The organism is Spiroplasma cantharicola (genome assembly GCF_001281045.1).
In the GTDB taxonomy this organism is placed as follows: domain Bacteria; phylum Bacillota_I; class Bacilli_A; order Mycoplasmatales; family Mycoplasmataceae; genus Spiroplasma_A; species Spiroplasma_A cantharicola.
In genome coordinates this window covers 912,870-932,425 of the sequence record NZ_CP012622.1, presented here as the reverse complement: position 1 = coordinate 932,425, position 19,556 = coordinate 912,870, and the positions used below count along the sequence as shown (strand labels likewise).

General features: G+C 31.8%; 15 protein-coding genes and 3 rRNA genes. 17 read left to right on the top strand and 1 reads right to left on the bottom strand.

The genetic code is table 4. The annotated features are described in order from the left end of the window. The first annotated feature begins 41 nt into the window (after window positions 1–41). The 15 genes from SCANT_RS04050 (at window position 42) to SCANT_RS05415 (ending at window position 16,622) form a co-directional block, all read left to right on the top strand. Window positions 42–1,340 (top strand): ABC-2 family transporter permease, encoded by a 1,299-nt coding sequence (locus tag SCANT_RS04050; RefSeq protein WP_053946444.1) that lies wholly within the window; start codon window positions 42–44, stop codon window positions 1,338–1,340. Between the two features lie 362 nt (window positions 1,341–1,702). Further along, window positions 1,703–3,223 (top strand): 16S ribosomal RNA (locus SCANT_RS04045). 299 nt (window positions 3,224–3,522) lie between these two features. Beyond that, window positions 3,523–6,434: ribosomal RNA gene (locus SCANT_RS04040) — 23S ribosomal RNA — on the top strand. 115 nt (window positions 6,435–6,549) lie between these two features. Continuing rightward, window positions 6,550–6,655 (top strand): 5S ribosomal RNA (gene rrf / locus SCANT_RS04035). The 16S, 23S and 5S rRNA genes sit together here, the layout of an rRNA operon. Window positions 6,656–6,720: 65 nt before the next feature. Then, the gene (locus tag SCANT_RS04030) at window positions 6,721–7,230 is read left to right on the top strand and encodes a hypothetical protein (RefSeq protein WP_053946443.1); all 510 of its coding nucleotides are present in this window, start codon (window positions 6,721–6,723) and stop codon (window positions 7,228–7,230) included. A 125-nt stretch (window positions 7,231–7,355) separates the two neighbouring features. Next, window positions 7,356–8,402, top strand: a complete 1,047-nt coding sequence (gene pheS / locus SCANT_RS04025) for a phenylalanine--tRNA ligase subunit alpha (protein WP_053946442.1) — start codon at window positions 7,356–7,358, stop codon at window positions 8,400–8,402. Between the two features lie 14 nt (window positions 8,403–8,416). Next, a complete protein-coding gene (gene pheT / locus SCANT_RS04020; RefSeq protein WP_053946441.1) occupies window positions 8,417–10,825 on the top strand; it encodes a phenylalanine--tRNA ligase subunit beta in 2,409 nt (802 codons plus the stop codon). Next, window positions 10,825–11,325 carry a DUF177 domain-containing protein gene (locus SCANT_RS04015; RefSeq protein ID WP_053946440.1) on the top strand — a complete coding sequence of 167 codons (501 nt, stop codon included), beginning with the start codon at window positions 10,825–10,827 and terminating at the stop codon, window positions 11,323–11,325. Before pheT ends, SCANT_RS04015 begins: the two co-directional genes overlap by 1 nt. A gap of 18 nt (window positions 11,326–11,343) precedes the next feature. Then, entirely contained in the window at window positions 11,344–11,520 is a 177-nt protein-coding gene (rpmF, locus tag SCANT_RS04010; RefSeq protein WP_053946439.1) for a 50S ribosomal protein L32, read from the top strand. 91 nt (window positions 11,521–11,611) lie between these two features. Next, window positions 11,612–11,938: a hypothetical protein gene (locus tag SCANT_RS04005; RefSeq protein ID WP_053946438.1), complete on the top strand. Its 327-nt coding sequence runs from the start codon at window positions 11,612–11,614 to the stop codon at window positions 11,936–11,938. Between the two features lie 120 nt (window positions 11,939–12,058). Beyond that, complete coding sequence (mraZ, locus tag SCANT_RS05475) at window positions 12,059–12,490, top strand: division/cell wall cluster transcriptional repressor MraZ (protein WP_144416888.1); 432 nt, start codon at window positions 12,059–12,061, stop codon at window positions 12,488–12,490. Further along, entirely contained in the window at window positions 12,491–13,435 is a 945-nt protein-coding gene (gene rsmH / locus SCANT_RS03995) for a 16S rRNA (cytosine(1402)-N(4))-methyltransferase RsmH (RefSeq protein ID WP_053946436.1), read from the top strand. Continuing rightward, window positions 13,436–14,953: a hypothetical protein gene (locus SCANT_RS03990; RefSeq protein WP_053946435.1), complete on the top strand. Its 1,518-nt coding sequence runs from the start codon at window positions 13,436–13,438 to the stop codon at window positions 14,951–14,953. 17 nt (window positions 14,954–14,970) lie between these two features. Beyond that, on the top strand, window positions 14,971–16,251 hold the full coding sequence (gene ftsZ, locus SCANT_RS03985; RefSeq protein WP_053946434.1) for a cell division protein FtsZ: 1,281 nt from the start codon (window positions 14,971–14,973) through the stop codon (window positions 16,249–16,251). Window positions 16,252–16,460: 209 nt separating this feature from the next. Continuing rightward, a complete protein-coding gene (locus tag SCANT_RS05415; protein ID WP_158500866.1) occupies window positions 16,461–16,622 on the top strand; it encodes a hypothetical protein in 162 nt (53 codons plus the stop codon). Window positions 16,623–16,795: 173 nt separating this feature from the next. On the opposite strand, the gene SCANT_RS03980 is transcribed toward SCANT_RS05415, so the two are convergent. Then, window positions 16,796–17,278 (bottom strand): hypothetical protein, encoded by a 483-nt coding sequence (locus SCANT_RS03980; protein WP_053946433.1) that lies wholly within the window; start codon window positions 17,276–17,278, stop codon window positions 16,796–16,798. Window positions 17,279–17,346: 68 nt separating this feature from the next. Here SCANT_RS03980 and oppB point away from each other — a divergent pair, with 68 nt between their 5' ends. Next, window positions 17,347–18,579: an oligopeptide ABC transporter permease OppB gene (gene oppB / locus SCANT_RS03975; protein WP_053946432.1), complete on the top strand. Its 1,233-nt coding sequence runs from the start codon at window positions 17,347–17,349 to the stop codon at window positions 18,577–18,579. A 13-nt stretch (window positions 18,580–18,592) separates the two neighbouring features. Then, the gene (gene oppC, locus SCANT_RS03970; protein WP_053946431.1) at window positions 18,593–19,555 is read left to right on the top strand and encodes an oligopeptide ABC transporter permease OppC; all 963 of its coding nucleotides are present in this window, start codon (window positions 18,593–18,595) and stop codon (window positions 19,553–19,555) included. The last annotated feature ends 1 nt before the right edge of the window (window position 19,556 follow it).

Here is a 19,556-nt window from a genome sequence, read left to right as displayed (position 1 = left end):
AAAGGTATATTTTAGGGCTATATAAGATAGGGGTATCTATTATGAAAAGTATATTTTTTAGCTTGTTTATTTGAATAACAGCTTTATTATTTAGTTTTTTGGGAATTTTTTTAATGCAATGAAACATGTTTGTTGTATTTTCCTTTGAAGAAGAGTTTGCGATTTTTAATGCACTGCAAATTCTTTCATTATTATCAATTGGGTCTTTTTTTGCAGTTGGAATAGTTAACTTTATTACAAAACCAAATAAGATAACACCAATTATTTATACAATAGCAGCAGTCTTTATAAGTGCAATTAACTTAGTTTATTTATCAGTTTTAATGTCAAAAATTGCTACACCAATTACTATCATTAATAGTGAGAATATTATTACAAGTGTTATTTCTAATGCTATATTATTGCCACTTGCTTCATTTTGTGCACTAAGTTCTATAATTACTATGTTTATGTTTAAAATACAAACAGTTAATCAATCAAAACCAAAACAAAATTCAAGCTATTCACAAATTTCATCACCAGCAAATCAAGGGCAACCTATGATGGTAAAAGAAAATACAGCTGCAATTAAAGAATTTAACTCTGATTTTACTTCAACACCTAATGAAAAAACATATAATATGGTAGATAAATTGGCACGTTTAAAAGAAGATATTAGCAGTAATAAGTTTAGAGATTCTTTTACAGAAACTCCTATAGATGAAGTAAAAGTTAAGGCTAAACCTCAACAAGAAGAGTTAAAAGTTGAGCAGGAAGTTCCTGTTGAAAATATTTATCCAATTGAAAAAGAAAATATTCAAGTTCAAAATGATGAACCTATAATAGCTCAAAATGAGCGATTTATTGAAGAAATTGAAGAGCCAAATGACTCATTTAATAACTTATTAAAGCGACCAAATCAAAAAATTGCACCAATTAATAATCTACCTAAGGTTGAGGATTTACCACCAATTGGTGAGCCTAAGGACCCATATAAGCAAACAATAGTACCTAGAAGATCTGCAAAAAGAGAAGGTGAATTTAATAATCCTATTGGAAATATTGCCAAACCATTATATGTTGAAAGAAAAGTTAGAAGAACTCCTAAACTTGATGAAAATTATCAAGGAAAAGTCTTTTTAGGAGATTCAGATAGAATCTGAGAAGCTATGAAAAATCAAGAAAGAAGAATACCTCAAAGAGCTGCTAAAGTAGCACCATTAAATCCTAAGGCAAATACATTAAATGGGCTAAAAAAGAGTAAATCAAAGAGTATAGAAGTCGATCTTGATAAGATTCTAGACCCAGTAAATGAGCAAAGTAGTGTAGATTTAAGACCAACAATTGATTGAGATGAATAAAATAAAAAAGTTAAAACTTTTTTATTTTTTTTATGATTTTTAAAATTTAATATGTTATTATCTTTCTTGTCAATGAGAGTGCCCATTTTAAAGGGTTTTTTAAAGAAATTTAAGATTTTATTAATAAAAATATTTTATTGAAATAAAAATAGTAAATTTTAAAACAATTTTAAAAAAAGTATTGCTTATTGGTTTCAAATCATATATATTTTTATATGTCGTTGGTTTTGAAAAACTGACGTGAAACGATCTTTGAAAACTAGATAGAACAACAACAACCAATTAATTTGTACAATTTATACAAGTTCAATTATTTGAGAATAAAGATATAGTCATGAATCAAAATTTTCACATTAATAAAATTTAATGAGAGTTTGATCCTGGCTCAGGATGAACGCTGGCGGCATGCCTAATACATGCAAGTCGAACGGGGTGCTTGCACCCAGTGGCGAACGGGTGAGTAACACGTATCTAATCTACCTTTTAGTGGGGGATAACAGTTGGAAACGACTGCTAATACCGCATACGACATCATTATCGCATGAGAAGATGTTAAAAGGCCCGTTTGGGCCGCTAGAAGATGAGGATGCGGCGTATTAGCTAGTAGGTGGGGTAAAGGCCCACCTAGGCGATGATACGTAGCCGAACTGAGAGGTTGATCGGCCACATTGGGACTGAGATACGGCCCAGACTCCTACGGGAGGCAGCAGTAGGGAATTTTTCACAATGGACGAAAGTCTGATGAAGCAATGCCGCGTGAGTGATGACGGTCTTCGGATTGTAAAGCTCTGTTGTAAGGGAAGAACAGCTAGAAGAGGAAATGCTTTTAGTTTGACGGTACCTTACCAGAAAGCCACGGCTAACTATGTGCCAGCAGCCGCGGTAATACATAGGTGGCAAGCGTTATCCGGATTTATTGGGCGTATAGGGTGCGTAGGAGGTTAGTTAAGTTTGAGGTTAAAGCCCGGAGCTCAACTCCGGTTCGCCTTGAAAACTGGCTAACTAGAATGCAGGAGAGGTAGATGGAATTTCATGTGTAGCGGTGGAATGCGTAGATATATGAAGGAACACCAGTGGCGAAGGCGGTCTACTGGCCTGTGATTGACTCTGAGGCACGAAAGCGTGGGGAGCAAATAGGATTAGATACCCTAGTAGTCCACGCCGTAAACGTTGAGTACTAAGTGTCGGCTTTAAGTCGGTGCTGCAGCTAACGCATTAAGTACTCCGCCTGAGTAGTATGCTCGCAAGAGTGAAACTCAAAGGAATTGACGGGGACCCGCACAAGTGGTGGAGCATGTGGTTTAATTCGAAGCAACGCGAAGAACCTTACCAGGGCTTGACATCCAGTGCAAAGCTACAGAGATGTAGTGGAGGCTAACATTGAGACAGGTGGTGCATGGTTGTCGTCAGCTCGTGCCGTGAGGTGTTGGGTTAAGTCCCGCAACGAGCGCAACCCCTATTATTAGTTACTAACATTAAGTTGAGGACTCTAATGAGACTGCTAGTGTAAGCTAGAGGAAGGTGGGGATGACGTCAAATCATCATGCCCCTTATGTCCTGGGCTACACACGTGCTACAATGGCTGATACAAAGAGTCGCAATCCTGCGAGGGGGAGCTAATCTCAAAAAGTCAGTCTCAGTTCGGATTGAAGTCTGCAACTCGACTTCATGAAGCCGGAATCACTAGTAATCGCGAATCAGCAATGTCGCGGTGAATACGTTCTCGGGTCTTGTACACACCGCCCGTCACACCATGAGAGTTGGTAATACCAGAAGCACGTATCCTAACCGTAAGGAGGGAGCGTACCAAGGTAGGATTAGCGATTAGGGTGAAGTCGTAACAAGGTATCCGTACGGGAACGTGCGGATGGATCACCTCCTTTCTATGGAGTATTCGTAGATTAAGAAAAAAGAAGCTGAGTGAAACGATAAAACAGCTTTTGATTATATCTCGTTCTATCTAGTTTTCAGAGATTGTTTTTTAGGGCCATTAGGCCCGAAAGCAATTTCTGAAAAGAAAATCGTTCTTTGAAAACTGAATATTAGATGAAAATAGACATTTTATTTTTCTTACGTTTATATACAATATAAAACGTATTTAGTAACTTAATTTAGATTAATACTAAGAAAACTAAAATTTCATTAATTTTATAGATTATCTATATATGCAATAGGTTTTTCTTTAGAAAGTATAGTAAGGGCGTATGGTGAATGCCTTGGAAAATGGAGCCGATGAAGGACGTGACTACCTGCGAAAAGCGCCGGGGAGCTGGAAGTAAGCTTTGATCCGACGATGTCCGAATGGGGAAACCCAGCACGATTAATCTCGTGTTATCCATAACTGAATACATAGGTTATGTGAAGGGAACCTTGGGAACTGAAACATCTTAGTACCAAGAGGAAAAGAAAACGAATGTGATTCTGTCAGTAGCGGCGAGCGAAAGCGGAACAGGCCAAACCGGTCTACGGGCCGGGGTTGTAGGACTCTTGTTAGAGTTACAAAATTAGTGTATAGCAGAAGCTGTTGGGAAGCAGCACCGCAGAGGGTGATAGTCCCGTATGCGAAATGCACTAATCTCGAGAGAGTATCCTGAGTACGGCGGGGCACGAGAAACCCTGTCGGAATCTACCCAGACCACTGGGTAAGCCTAAATACTACCATTTTACCGATAGTGAACCAGTACCGTGAGGGAAAGGTGAAAAGTACCCCGTGAGGGGAGTGAAATAGTACCTGAAACCATATGCTTACAAGAAGTCAGAGCCCGTTAATGGGTGATGGCGTGCTTTTTGTAGAAAGAGCCGGCGAGTTACGATATCGTGCAAGGTTAAGTGGAATACACGGAGCCGTAGTGAAAGCGAGCCTTAATAGGGCGTTTAGTACGATGTCGTAGACACGAAACCAGGTGATCTAGCCATGAGCAGGTTGAAGTTAGGGTAAAACCTAATGGAGGACCGAACCAACGTTCGTTGAAAAGACCGTGGATGACTTGTGGCTAGGGGTGAAATTCCAATCGAACCTGGAGATAGCTAGTTCTCCCCGATATAGCTTTAAGGCTAGCGTCGAGGTAAAGGATTATGGAGGTAGAGCTCTGAATGTGTGATGGCCCCACCTAGGGGTACTGATCACAATTAAACTTCGAATGCCATAATTTCATACTCGGCAGTCAGAACATGGGTGATAAGGTCCATGCTCGTGAGGGAAACAGCCCAGATCAACAACTAAGGTCCCTAAATTTACGCTAAGTGTGTAAGGATGTGGAAGTGCACAGACAGCTAGGATGTTGGCTTAGAAGCAGCCATCATTTAAAGAGTGCGTAACAGCTCACTAGTCGAGTGCTTCTGCGCCGAAAATGTACCGGGGCTTAAGCGTAGTACCGAAGTTTTGGATTTGCAGCAATGCAAGTGGTAGGGGAGCGTTCTAATTGCGATGAAGTTCGACCGTGAGGACGGGTGGAGCGATTAGAAGTGATTATGCCGGCATGAGTAACGTTTGGGAGTGAGAATCTCCCATGCCGTTTGACCAAGGTTTCCTGGGCAAGGTTCGTCCACCCAGGGTTAGTCAGGACCTAAGGCGAGGCCGAAAGGCGTAGTCGATGGACAACAGGTTGATATTCCTGTACCACCTAATAAAGTGATGGAGTGACGGAGAAGGATAGTGGATGCCGGCTGTTGGTTATGCCGGTCTAAGCACAAAGAGGTGTACGTTGGCAAATCCGCGTACTATAACCTTGAAGTGTTATGGGGAGTGAACGCTTCGGCAAGTAGCGAAGTCCATGACTCCACGCTTCCAAGAAAAGCTTCTAGCGTTAATTTATTAGGTGCCTGTACCTAGAACGAACACACGTGGTCAAGGAGAGAATCCTAAGGCAAGCGAGATAACTATAGCTAAGGAACTCTGCAAAATCACCCCGTAAGTTAGCGAGAAGGGGTGCTCACTTTATGTGAGCCGCAGTGAAGAGGAAGGGGCAACTGTTTAGCAAAAACACAGCTCTCTGCAAAGTCGTAAGACGAAGTATAGGGGGTGACGCCTGCCCAGTGCCGGAAGGTTAAGAGGAGATGTTAGCTTCGGTGAAGCATTGAATTGAAGCCCCGGTGAACGGCGGCCGTAACTATAACGGTCCTAAGGTAGCGAAATTCCTTGTCAGGTAAGTTCTGACCCGCACGAAAGGCGTAATGATCCCTTCGCTGTCTCGGCTATAGACTCGGTGAAATTTTAGTACCAGTGAAGATGCTGGTTACCCGCAACTAGACGGAAAGACCCCGTGGAGCTTTACTATAACTTAATATTGAATCTTGGTGTAACATGTAGAGGATAGGTGGGAGACTTTGAAGCGGTCACGCTAGTGATCGTGGAGTCATCCTTGGAATACCACCCTTGTTACATTGAGGTTCTAACCTAGACCCGTTATCCGGGCCAGGGACAGTGTTTGGTGGGTAGTTTGACTGGGGCGGTCGCCTCCTAAAATGTAACGGAGGCGCTCAAAGGTACCCTCAGTACGGTTGGAAATCGTACGAAGAGCGCAAAGGTATAAGGGTGCTTAACTGCGAGACTTACAAGTCGAACAGATGCGAAAGCAGGACTTAGTGATCCGGCGGTCCCGTGTGGAAGGGCCGTCGCTCAACGGATAAAAGTTACCCCGGGGATAACAGGCTGATCTCCCCCAAGAGTTCACATCGACGGGGAGGTTTGGCACCTCGATGTCGGCTCATCGCATCCTGGAGCTGTAGTCGGTTCCAAGGGTTGGGCTGTTCGCCCATTAAAGCGGTACGCGAGCTGGGTTCAGAACGTCGTGAGACAGTTTGGTCCCTATCTGTTGTGGGCGTAGGAAAATTGAGAAGAGCTGTTCCTAGTACGAGAGGACCGGAATGGACGCACCCCTGGTGCTCCTGTTGTCACGCCAGTGGCACAGCAGGGTAGCTATGTGCGGAAAGGATAATCGCTGAAGGCATCTAAGCGAGAAGCCTCCTTCAAGATGAGTTTTCCCATTCTTCGGAAGTAAGATCCCATGTAGACCACATGGTTGATAGGTTGGGTGTGTAAGCACGGTGACGTGTTTAGCTTACCAATACTAATAGATCGAGGACTTTCAAAGAAAAACCTAACAAAATTGCTTGTATAGATATATAAAATCATCTAGTATTCAGTTTTGAGAGTACGATTTAGTTTTTGAAAAAGAACTTAGTCTCTCAGACACAAAAAAACTTAAGATCTGGTGGTCATAGCGCTGAGGTCACACCTGTTCCCATGTCGAACACAGAAGTTAAGATCAGCAACGCCGACGATAGTATAATGCAAAAATAGGACGCTGCCAGTTTAAAGTTTTAAAACCTACTCTAAAGAGTAGGTTTTTTTTGTAAAATATAGTTAAAAGAGGTATTTATGATAGTTGAACAAATTTCAAAAAGATTTAAAAAGAAAATATTGCAAATAAACTTGGAAGATATTAATTTTAAGTGGGAATTTGAAGATTTTTTTCAGATTTTAAATATTAATAATTTCATAACAATGATGCAACATCAGCTAAAAATTAGCTATAATTTCACCCAGGAACAAGATATAAGAGAAAAAATAATAAAAATCAGAGAATTTCTCACTCAAATGGTAGATGAAATTAAAGATTATAAAATAAATTTAAATCAAATAACAATCTTAGATAACCTTATGCATATGATTTATATGGAAATTAAAGAAATTATAAATGAAGGTTTAATTAAATATTTATTCTTTGAAAAAATTCATTTTACTGTTGAATATAATCAAGTGATTTATGATACAGATGACTATTTTAAGTTAAAATTAATGGAATTTAAAGAAAATGTTAATAATCATTTTGAAATCTTTATTAAATCTTTTAAAAATAAGCAAATTAATGATAATTTTGTTTTTTAATTTTCTATTTTTAGCAAAAAATGAATAAAAAAGCTAATATATTAAACAAAAAAATTATCAAATAATAATTTAATTAATTTATTTAGTATAATTAAATTGCTTTAAATTTAGAAAAGGTGCAATTTATGTTAAAAAAAATAGATGAAATATTAAATAGTTTTAATAAACAATTCAATAAAATTAAAACAAAAGATGAATTAGAACTTTTAAAAAAGGAGTTTGCAGGTAAAGAATCTCCGCTAATAGATATTCTTAAAAAATTGAAATCAGCTTCTCCTGAAGAGAGAAAAGAAGCTGGGATGAAAGCAAATGAAATTAAAGTTATAATTTCTGATAAGTTAAATAATTTAAGTGAGAAATTTGAAAATCAAGAACTTAAAAAAATACTGCAAAATGAAAAAATTGATTTATCTTTAACAGGAGTTAATTTAAAAGTAGGAACAAAACACCCACTTAATCTTGTAATTGATGAAGTTTCTTCAATTTTTACTGAATTAGGTTATGAAATGATCGATGGAACAGAATTTGAAACAGATGAATATTGTTTTCAAAAATTAAATATGCCCATAGGTCATCCTGCAAGAGATATGCAAGATACATTTTATATAGATAAACATACAGTTTTAAGAACTCATGCGACTAATATGACAGCTAGAATGCTTACGCAAGCTTCAAAAACTGGAAACATTAACATGGCAGCTGTTAGTTATGGTAATGTTTATCGTCGTGATGATGATGATGCAACTCATTCACATCAATTTATGCAAATGGATGTATTTGCAATTGGAGAGAAAATCAGTTTTGCTAATTTAAAGTGGGTTTTGGAATATATGTGTAAACGTTTATTTTCAGAAGATACAATAATTAGAATGAGACCAAGTTTCTTTCCTTTTACCGAACCTTCAGCTGAAGTAGATGTAAGATGTATTAACTGTAATGGTGAGGGTTGTCCAATTTGTAAATATACTGGTTTTATTGAAATTTTAGGTTCAGGTATGTTAGCGCCAGAAGTATTAGAATCAAATGGATTAGATCCAAATAAAGTAACTGGCCTTGCTTTTGGAGTTGGAATTGAAAGGTTAGCAATGTTAAAATATGGTTTAAAAAATATTAGAGACTTATATGAAAATGATATTAGATTTTTAGACCAATTTAAATTCTTTGGAGATTAGAAAGTGAGATTAATATGTATTTAACAAGAAAATGATTAGAAAAGTTAATTGATTTAACTGGTGTTAAAAATGAGCAAATAACAGTTGCATTAAACTCACTTGGTTTTGAAGTAGACTCATTTAAAGATTATTCAAATTTAAATGATAAGCTAAAAATTGCCCATTTAGGTAATGTTGCTCCAATTGAAGGAACTCATTTAAATTTTTGTTTTGTAGACAAAGGTGAAGATTTAGTTTCACCAATTGTTTGTGGAGCAAGTAATGTTAAAGAAGGACAATATGTTATTTTAGCAGAGGCAGGAAAAAAACTTGCAAATGGAATGAAACTTGAAAATAGAGAAATCAAAGGGAAAATGTCAGAGGGAATGTTATGTGCTTTACCAGAAATTGGTTTAAATCCTAAAGCTCTTTCAGATAAAGAAAAAGATTGAATTTATCCAATTGTTACAAAAGAAGACACTTATTCAATGATTGGTAGCGAAGCAGCCTTAGATGAAATCGGTTTTTTAGATGCTGTATGAGAAGTTGATTTAACTTTGAACAGAAGTGACGCTCTTGGAGCAATGCAACTTGCAAAAGAATTGGCTAACTATTTTGATAAGAATATTGATGATTTATCAAAAGAATATATGCTAAAAATTAATAAACTAAAAGCACCTGTATCAATTAAAATTCAAAAAGAAATAGATAAATTTGTAAGAAGTGCTGTTGTGCAAATGGTGAATGTAAAAGAAGTTATTAGTATTGATGAAAAAGAATATAAAATTTATTCAAATCAGGATTTATGACTTAAATTTAATGATTCAAAAACAACCCATAATTTTTGATTAGATTTAGCTAATGCTATTGCAATCGAAACAGGTCAACCAGTAATGTTTTTGGATCCAAAAAAACTTAATTCGCAACTAGAAATTAAAAATAGTAAAAATAAAGAACATGACGTTAATTTACAATTAATTTGTGATAAAAAAGTTATTTCGACTCTTGGAGTAGAAACTAATTTAGATTATTTACCAACTGTTGATTCAAAAGAAATTTTAGTTGTTTATTTATCATTAGATCCAATTTTCATGAGAAAACAACAAAAAGAATTTAATACTTCAACAATTGATTTACAAAGATATATGAAACCAGTAAGTTCTAAATTATATACATTAGCTCAAAATAGAGTAATGTATTGATTAGATCAATATAATATTTATGAATCAAATAGTGAACTTGAAATATTAAAAGAATCAAATGAAAAACAAACTCAGGTAAGTGTTAAATTAGACTATATTCACAAGTTAATGGGTATTAAGTTAACTGTTAAAGAAATTAAAGCATTATTTAAAGTTTTAGACTTTGAAATAAAAGACAATAAAGATGAACTATTATTTACAGTTGATCAGTTTAGAACAGATATTGTTCATAGTGCAGATATTGTTGAAGAAATTACAAGAATTTATGGTTACAATAATGTCACATCAATTGCTCCTAAGATTCTTTCAGATAATAAGACTAAAAAATTAGATTTAAGATTACAAAAACAAAGTGAAAATTATTTATTAGGTTTAGGATTTACAAATATTAAAACATACTCATTGCTTTCAAGTGAAGATGTAAAAAAATGAAACTTGTTTAATATTCAAAACCCAATAAACTTAATGAGTCCTTTAAGTAAACTTAGAGAAACTTTTAGATTAAGTTTATCAAGATCAATTATAGAGACAGCTTCATTTAACTATTCAAAGGGCAATAAAAATGTTAAATTATACGAATTTGCTGATATTTATAATATGAATGATTTAAGACAAAGACATTTGTCAGTTCTTATTAGTGGCGATATTTTAAATCAAAAGGGTTATGATATTTCAATAAAAGCATCTTATGCTTATATCAAAGGTATTTGTGATTCAATTATACAATCTTATAATATTGATTTAACTGATGTTTCTTTTGAGTTAAATGAAGATATTATCAATGAAATTCACCCCTATATTAATGCAAAAATTAGTTTAAAAGGAAAAACATTAGGATTTATTTATAAATTAAATCCTAGATTTGAACAATCTCAAAAATTAGATGCAACTTTTGTTTTAGAGTTAAACATTAGTGAACTACAAAATACTAAAAATTCTGTAATTAGAGCTCAAGAAATATCAAAATTCCAAAAAACAACTAGAGATGTTTCATTTGTGTTAAATTCATCAGATAAATACTCAGAAATTATTACTAAAATTACTAAAAAAGTTGATCATTTAATTAAAGTAGAATTAATTGATATTTATCAAGATAATAAAATGAAAGAAAATAACTCTAAATCTGTTTCAGTTTCATTTGAATTTAACAGTGTTGCTAACCAATTAACAGATCAAGAAGTTCAAAAAGAGTGAAATAAAGTCTTAAGTAATTTATCAAAACTTAAAATAGAGGTGAGATAGTGCTTAAAAAAGAGATTGAACTAAAGGGGCATGTAGATTTAGATAGAGAATTTCCAATTAATACTAATTTACAATTAAATCATGATTTAATTAAATCAATTGATAAAGTATATATTAAAGGCATTTTAAATTATCAAGATGCAATGAAATCTGTGCTTGTAAATGCAAAAATTACAGCATCTCTAACAGCAATTGATGCAAGAGATGGTGCACAAATTACTTTAGAAAATCAAATTTATGATTGAAATGAAGAATATTATTTTGAAGATATCAATGATGACCAACATAATATTGTTTTTGGAGATAAATTTAATATATTAGAGTATGCAATTGAACAAATTGTTTTAAATATTCCTATGAATTTAACTAAGAATTATGATAAAATTTCATTTGTCGGTAAAGATTACATACTTATGTCTGAAGATGAATACCAACAAGAACAAGAAAATCAAGTAGATTCAAGATGAGATAAACTAAAAGAATTTAACTTTAAAAAATAAAACAACGGAGGTGTCAACATGGCTGTACCATTTAGAAAGACCAGTAAAGCTGCTAAAAACAAAAGAAGAAGTCACTTGGCTTTAGTTAGCTCAGCAATTATTTCATGTCCAAACTGTGGTAGTATGATCAAACCACATAGAGTTTGTCGTGAATGTGGTTTTTACAAAAACAAAGAAGTTAAAAAAGTTGATTAATAAATAAAAGTACTTTAAAAGTACTTTTTTTGTACTTTTTTATAAATAAATATAAAAAAGTATCGATTAATGTATTTATGGAGGAACTTTTATGTTAAAAAATATTAATGAAATTTCTAAGAAAATAATACCTTTATCGGCTTTAAATTCCTTAAATGAAAATGGTTATAACTTTTTTATTAATGAAGTTGATGAAAGGACTTTCTATGAAATTGTTGAAAAATCTGACCCAATAACTTCAATTAATTTATTAAGAAGCTTTTATCTTTATTATAAAATCTATTTAAATAAATACTTAATTAAACCTTTAAAATTAAGTAATAGTGAATACTTGGATGAAGTTATAACAAGAGAAATAAACTTAAAACAAAAACTTGATCGAATTATTAAGTCTTTGGAAAGAAAAATTATTCATTAAAAGTGCCTGTAAAGGGGCACTTTTTCCTTATAAAAAAATGGGTAAAAAACTTAAAAAAATGTTGATTATGTAAAAAAGTGGTATATAATTGTTTATGTGTGGGAGAAAGTGGGTGACTTTGTGTTATTTGGGACATTTGAACATAATTTGGATGATAAATTTAGATTAACAATCCCTTCAAAATTACGTAATAAATTGGGCGAATTAGTTTACGTAACTAGAAGTATTGATGGTTTATGTTTAGAAATTAGAACTCCAGAAAACTTTGAAGAATGATATAAAGAGTTAAAGTCACAAAGTGCGCTTTCCTCATCTACACGTACTGTTGTTAGAACGATTTTTTCAAATACAGATGAAATTTCAATTGATGGTTCAGGAAGAATAAAACTACCTGCTAATTTATTAGAAGAAGTAGGAATAACTAAAACTGTTCAAATCACTGGGGCTGGTGAATGAGTTGAAATTTGAGATAAAGATAAACATCATGTATATGATAAAGACGCAAAAAATAAGCTTGTAGAAGCTGCAGAAAAATTGGGCGGAGTAAACTAAATGGCACAAGAACATACATCTGTTTTACTTAATGAATCAATAGATTTGTTAAATATAAAGAATAACGGAATATATGTTGACTGTACTCTTGGGCGAGCAGGTCATAGTGCTGAAATTTTAAAAAGAATTGATAGTGGACATTTATATGCAATTGACCAAGATCAAGAAGCAATTGCTATAAGTAGAAAAAAACTTGAAACTATTTCAAGTAATTTTACTATTTTGGAAGGTAATTTTGCAAATATAAAAGTATTGCTTTCATTAAATAATATTAAAAAAGTGGATGGTATTTTATACGATTTAGGAGTATCAAGTCCGCAATTTGATAAAGCAGATAGGGGATTTAGTTATCGTTTTGATTCGGAATTAGATATGAGAATGGATCAAAAAAATAATAAAATCACTGCAAAAGAAATCATAAATACATTTAATGAAAAGCAATTAGCAGATATTTTTTATCACTATGGTGATGAAAAATTTTCATGAGAAATTGCAAAAAAAATAATTGTAAAAAGACAGGTCAAAGAAATTTCCACAACTTTTGAGTTGGTAGATATTATCAAAGATTGTTTACCACAGAAAGTATTAAAGCAAAAGAAGCATCCTGCCAAGAAAGTGTTTCAAGCTTTAAGAATTTATGTAAACAATGAACTTGAAGTTTTAAAAAGGTCTTTAAGTAACTCACTTGAGCTATTAAATACTGGTGGAGTTATCGTAGTAATTTCTTTTCATTCTTTGGAAGAAAAGATAATTAAAGATATTTTTAAATCTAAAACTACATCAAAAGAAGATAAATTTTTAAGTAAACTACCTATTTTTATTGAAAATAAAAAGGATTATGAATTGGTAGTTAAAAGACCTGTAGTAGCAGGGCAAGATGAACTAGAACAAAATAGAAGAGCTCATAGTGCAAAATTATGAGCAATTAGAAAGGTTGGTGATTAAATGCAAAACGAAACATATGCTGTTATTGAAATAACTAAAAAATACATTAAATTTGCTGTTGGAAAATATAAACAAAATATTGGTTTAAAAGTTGTTTTTAAAGAAAGAGAAAAATCTAAAAGTAATTGATTAACTGAAAAAAATGATATTATTGATACAAATATTGTTGCTCATCGATTAGTAAAAATGATTAATCGATATGAATCGATTTTTAAAGAAAAAATTAGAAGAGCTTCAATTGTTTATCCAACAGGTACTTTGCAAATCAAAGATGCAAATCCAAGTATATTTATAGATGGTGTTGATAAAATTGTTAGAGAAGAACACATCAAAAGCTTATATAAAGATGCAAAAAGAGTAGTTTATGAAGATAACTTAGTTGTAACAAACATTAAACCATATGAATTTAAGTTAAATGGTATACAAAGTTTTGCAAAACCACCAATAAACTCTAAAGCAAATATGGTGTCAATGAATGCTAAAGTCTATACTGCTGAAAAACATGTTGTTCAATCTTTTGAAGAAGTATTAAAAGTTTTAAGAATTGAAAGACTGTCAGCAACAAGTCAATTATTTTCATTGGCAAAACAATGCAGTGATGGATTAAATTTCAGAGAAACATTTGCTTTAATAAATTGAGATTGAGATAGTATTGATATTGGGTATTTTTCACGTGAAACTCTTGTTAAAAAGGATTCAATTAAATTTGGTTTAAAAGATATCATTGAAAATTTAGCCAAAAAAATGAGTTCTAAATTTGACATAGCAAATAAGTATATATTTAAACTTTTAGATTTTTCATCAAATACACTTGATAACACTGTAATGTATAGAAAATATATTTCAGCTGAAAAAAGATCTTATGAGCTTAAAGCAATTGATATTAAATATATGCTATTAGAAGAAATTAATGGTGTGATTGATAAAACTGATCTTTTAATCTCAAGAGAACTTGGAAGTATAAAAAACTTTAAAATTTATCATACTGGAAAAAGTACAGAAATAGCAGGATTTGAAAAATTATTATTAAGAAGTAATTATAAAAATATTTCTGAAATATATTATTCATTAATTACTGGTGCTAGTGAAATTTGAACAAGTTCATTATGTGGAATGATGAGACATTCACATCTGACAAATAAAAATTTGAGAGAAGTAAAAACAAGTACAGAAACATATGAAAATCCAAATATGTTAGCGTTAGCTCAAATGCAACAAGCACAACAAGTTTTAGGTCAAAAAGCATTTCAACAACAGTTGCGTGCTCAACATGCTCAAGCTCAAGTACAGCAAGCCCAACAAGCACAATTGGCACTTAAACAACAGTTGCGTGCTCAACAATTTAGAACAGAACAGTTGCGTGCTCAACAGGGAGATTTTGTTCAGCCTTTAATGAAAACACAATTAATGCAACAAAATAATCAAATTCCACAATCTTTTGTGGATCAACAAAATTATCAAAACAATGAAAACTATTTAAAAAATGGTATTATAAATACGCAAAGAAATAAATATTAAAAAGTGAGGAAAATAACATGTCTACAAAATTAGATTTAAATCAAAATGCCAAAATCAAAGTAATTGGAGTTGGTGGAGGTGGCTGTAACGCTGTTAACAGAATGGTTGACGATAATGTTCAAGGAGTTGAATTTATAGTTGCAAATACTGATGCACAAGTTTTAGCTGCAAGTTCAGCTACAACAAAAATTGTTTTAGGCCAAGAAGTATCAAAAGGATTGGGAGCTGGAGCAAATCCAGAAATTGGTAAAAAAGCTGCTATAGAATCAGAAGAAGAAATTAGAAGATCATTAAAAGGATCAGATTTAATTTTTGTTGCTGCTGGAATGGGTGGAGGAACAGGAACTGGTGCTGCACCTGAAATAGCAAGAATTGCTATGGAAACTGGAGCATTAGTAATTGCAATTGTTACAAAACCATTTAGATTTGAAGGAAGATTAAGAAATTCTTATGCTGTTCAAGGATTAAATGAATTAAGAAAATTTGTTGATTCAATTATTATTATCTCAAATGATAGATTATTAGAAATTATTGGAGGTATTCCAGTAAAAGATTCATTTAGAGAAGCTGACAATATTTTAAAACAAGGAGTACAAACAATTACTGATTTAATTGCAGTTCCTGCAGTAATTAACTTAGACTTTGCTGATGTTAGAACTGTAATGAAAGGTAAGGGTAATGCTTTATTTGGAATTGGAATTGGTTCTGGAGAAGATAAAGCAATTGAAGCTGCAAATAAAGCTATAACTTCTTCTTTATTAGAAACTTCAATTCGTGGAGCAAAAGATGCAATTATTAACGTAACTGGTGGGAAAACTGTTTCATTAAATGATGCATATGATGCTGTTGATATTGTTCAACAAGCAAGTGGAGAAGATGTAAATATTATTTTTGGTATAGCAATTAATGAACATTTAGATGACGATTTAATAGTTACAGTTATTGCAACTGGATTTGATGATGATTATAAAGCTCCAAATATAGATAATAAAAAGCCTTCATTATCAAATGAACAATATGCTTCTATGCAACAAGAGTTATATTCAAACTATGAACCTGAACCTCAACCAGTAGAAACTGCATATGAACAAAGAACTTCATTTATGACAAATCATGATAAGAGACCAGACTTTGTAAAACAAACTGAAGAAGAAAGAAGACAAGCTCAAGAAAGAGTAGGGCAATGAAAACAAAACAATAATTTTGAAAACCCTGATGAAAGAGTTGCTCAGAAAATTGAAGAAAGTGTTGATGATGAAGATGGAGATTTTCCAACATTTTTAAGAAAAAAATGATAATATAATTAATTTTAAAAAAAACTAATGTTGAATATAATCTTAAAACTAATTATTTTCTCACTTTGATAATTAATTGTTATAGATTTAATTCAATAAAATATTTATTAATAGATATGATATATCTATTTTTTTTAATTTAATAGTCTATATAGTTGCATTTTTAAAGACACTTTGCTACTATGTAAATAGGCGATGAAGGAGACCAAAAAATGCACCAATTATTGACTACTAAAAAATTCAATAAACCTAATGCCTTTTTTGCGTTTTCTACATTGTCATTTAAAAATATGTTTTTTAAAGACAATGCGAATCTAATTATTAAAACAGCTATGTATAATATTTCAAGACAAAACATGGCAGAGTGATCGTAAATGTTTATAGAATTAAACAAATTTTAAATGATATTGTTACATAAAAATTCAATTTTATTAAGAGTATTTAATATTTAAAAGAGTGATTTTATTTTATAAACAGTTAGGATGAAGATTAAATCTAAACTATTTATTTAATAAAACACTCTTTTTTTTATGAAATATAAAAAAAATTACACTCAAAGTGTAATAGCTAATATTATTGAAGTTATAGACAATACCAAGCAGATTAAAAGGATTATTTTAGAAAGCCTTCTTATAAATCCTTCATCTTCTGATAAAGTAGTTTGATACCTTCTTGTAATATCGTTATAGTAATTTGCAACTTTTCTATTTTTTATTCAGTTAGTAATTAAAAATGCTAAAAGACTAATTAATGCAAAAGCAGTTATGATTCATTCGGTTTTCTCAATACTTTTTAGTGCAAAGATACCAAGAATGAAACTTAGACCAATTAATGCAAAACTTAGTATTAATACTATAAGATAGTCGTATCATTTAAGTTTCTTAGCATCCATATATCTTGTTTGAGTGCCAATTGGGTCTTTAGAAATTTCATTAACTTTATCTTGTATTTGTTGTTTATGAGCAAATTTTTCTTGCTCATGTAAATCTTTTAGTTTTTTAAAATTACTTGTTTTATTTTTATCTCTCATATTTAACACCTTTATAAACATTATATAGGTTTTAAATAGTAAAAATTTAGAAAGGATAATATAAATTTATGGAAAAAAAAGCAAATGGCTCTGAAAATGCTAACTCCTCGATTTTGGAATTACTGAATGAAATCAGTTTAACCGAAGAAGTAAAGTTAACAAAAACAAGCCATAGAGAGAAAATTAGAAATGGATTTAGAAGTTCAAATTCTACATTTAGCGAATTCATGCAAAGAAATCCATTATTCTCATATTCTCTTAAAAGAATTTTATATGCTTTCATTACACTATACGTCGCAGTAGCTGTTGTATTTGTAATGTTAAGACTTGTTACAACTGATGGTGTTTATCTATCGGATGTAAACCTTGATAAGTTAGGTCCAGATTTTCAATATGGGACTCCAGGTTATCAAAATTTATTAAACAATAGAATGAAATTATTTGGAGTTGCAGGGCCAATGATAAATCAAATGTTTATTTATTTGAGAAATATTACTCCCTTTATTCCAAAAACGATTATAGTCAATCCTATCGTTCAAGATAATGGAGATATTGCTGGAACTCCAACTGTAATGTGATTTTATTTAGGTGTATTTATGAATAAAGCTAGTGGTGGACAAGTTTTATCATTAGTTCAAGATGCATTTAAAAGATCAATTCCAACTTCATTTAAAATAGGAAGTATAGGAGTGTTGTTATCATATCTTATTGGAGTACCATTAGGTATTCTTGCAGCTAAAAATAAAGAAAAATCAGCAGATAATGCAATTAATGGTTCAAGTTTATTAATTAGTGCAATTCCAGCATTAGTAGTGATATCACTACTATATAAAATGTCGATTTATGTTTTTGGAGCAAATGGAACTTATGAAGGTTCATCCTTTGGAACAAAAATTTGACCAATAATTGGAATAATGTTATTAATTATGCCAATGATTATTGTAAACACTAGACGATTTGTTTTAGATGAAATGACAGCAGATTATGCAAAATTTGCATTGTCTAAAGGGTTAAGTGAAAAATATGTATTTTATGTTCACATCTTTAGAAATGCAGGAATAAGATTAATCAAAACATTACCAGAAGTATTTGTGCTAACATTGTTTGGTTCAAGTATTTTAGTTGAAAGACATTGGTCAATTGATGGAATGAGTAAATTTATTTTAAATGGTGTAGCCAATAAAGATACATTTGTTGTTTTAGGATATATTTTCGTATCAGCATCAGCTGGAGTATTTTCAAGTTTAATTGGTGATTTACTTCTTGCAACATTAGACCCAAGAATTAAATTAACAAAATAGAGAGGAATTTTTTATGGAACAAAAACAATATACTATTGAAGAAATGAAATCTATAGATAATTCTCTCTTCAAAGTAATCGGTGCAAAGCACGAAGAATCAGAAAGAATCACTAATAAACCTTACAGTTACTGAAAATCAGTATTTGCAAGAGTTTTTAAATCAAAAACTTTTATCATATCATTATTTTTATTAGTAGCAATTATTTTACTAGCATTTTCAATTGGAATAGGAAAAGATCCAGTTCCCACAGAAAGACCAGGAATCGATATTGAAGCTCCAAGTTGACAACATATTTTCGGGTTAGGGAAGTTTGGAGAAGACTTATGAACTAAAATGTGAATTGGAACACGTACAACATTGATATTTACTTTCTTTGTTGCATCAATTCAAATTTTATTAGGAATTTTATTAGGATCAATTTGGGGTTTCTTTTCAAAATTGGACTTAGTATTTATTGAAATCACTAGATTTCTAACTCTAATACCATCATTAATTTTATGACTAATTGTTATCTTCTTATTTGGAGGAACAACAACAATTCCAGTTTTAATCTTTGGTATTTCAATCACTAGTTGAATTGCTTTAGCTTCAGTTATTAGAGTACAAATTATGCTTGTTAGAAATGCTGAATATAACATTGCTTCAAGAGTTTTAGGAACACCAAGTTCAAAAATTATTAGAAAAAATGTAATGCCAAAAATTTTACCAATTGTTATTCAAACTTCAACATTTGCAATTCCATCAGCAATCGCTATTGATTCACTGTTGGCTTACTATAATTTTGGGTTTGTAACAAATACATTAGATCAAGCATCATTAGGGTCAATTCTAAATGAATTATTATCTGGTTCGGATTGAGAAGTGTTTCCTCACTTATTAATTATTCCAGTAGCTTTTGTTGGGGGAATATCATTATTATTCTTCTTAGCGGGAAAAGTATTTGCTGATTCATTAGATCCTAAAACACATAGATAGG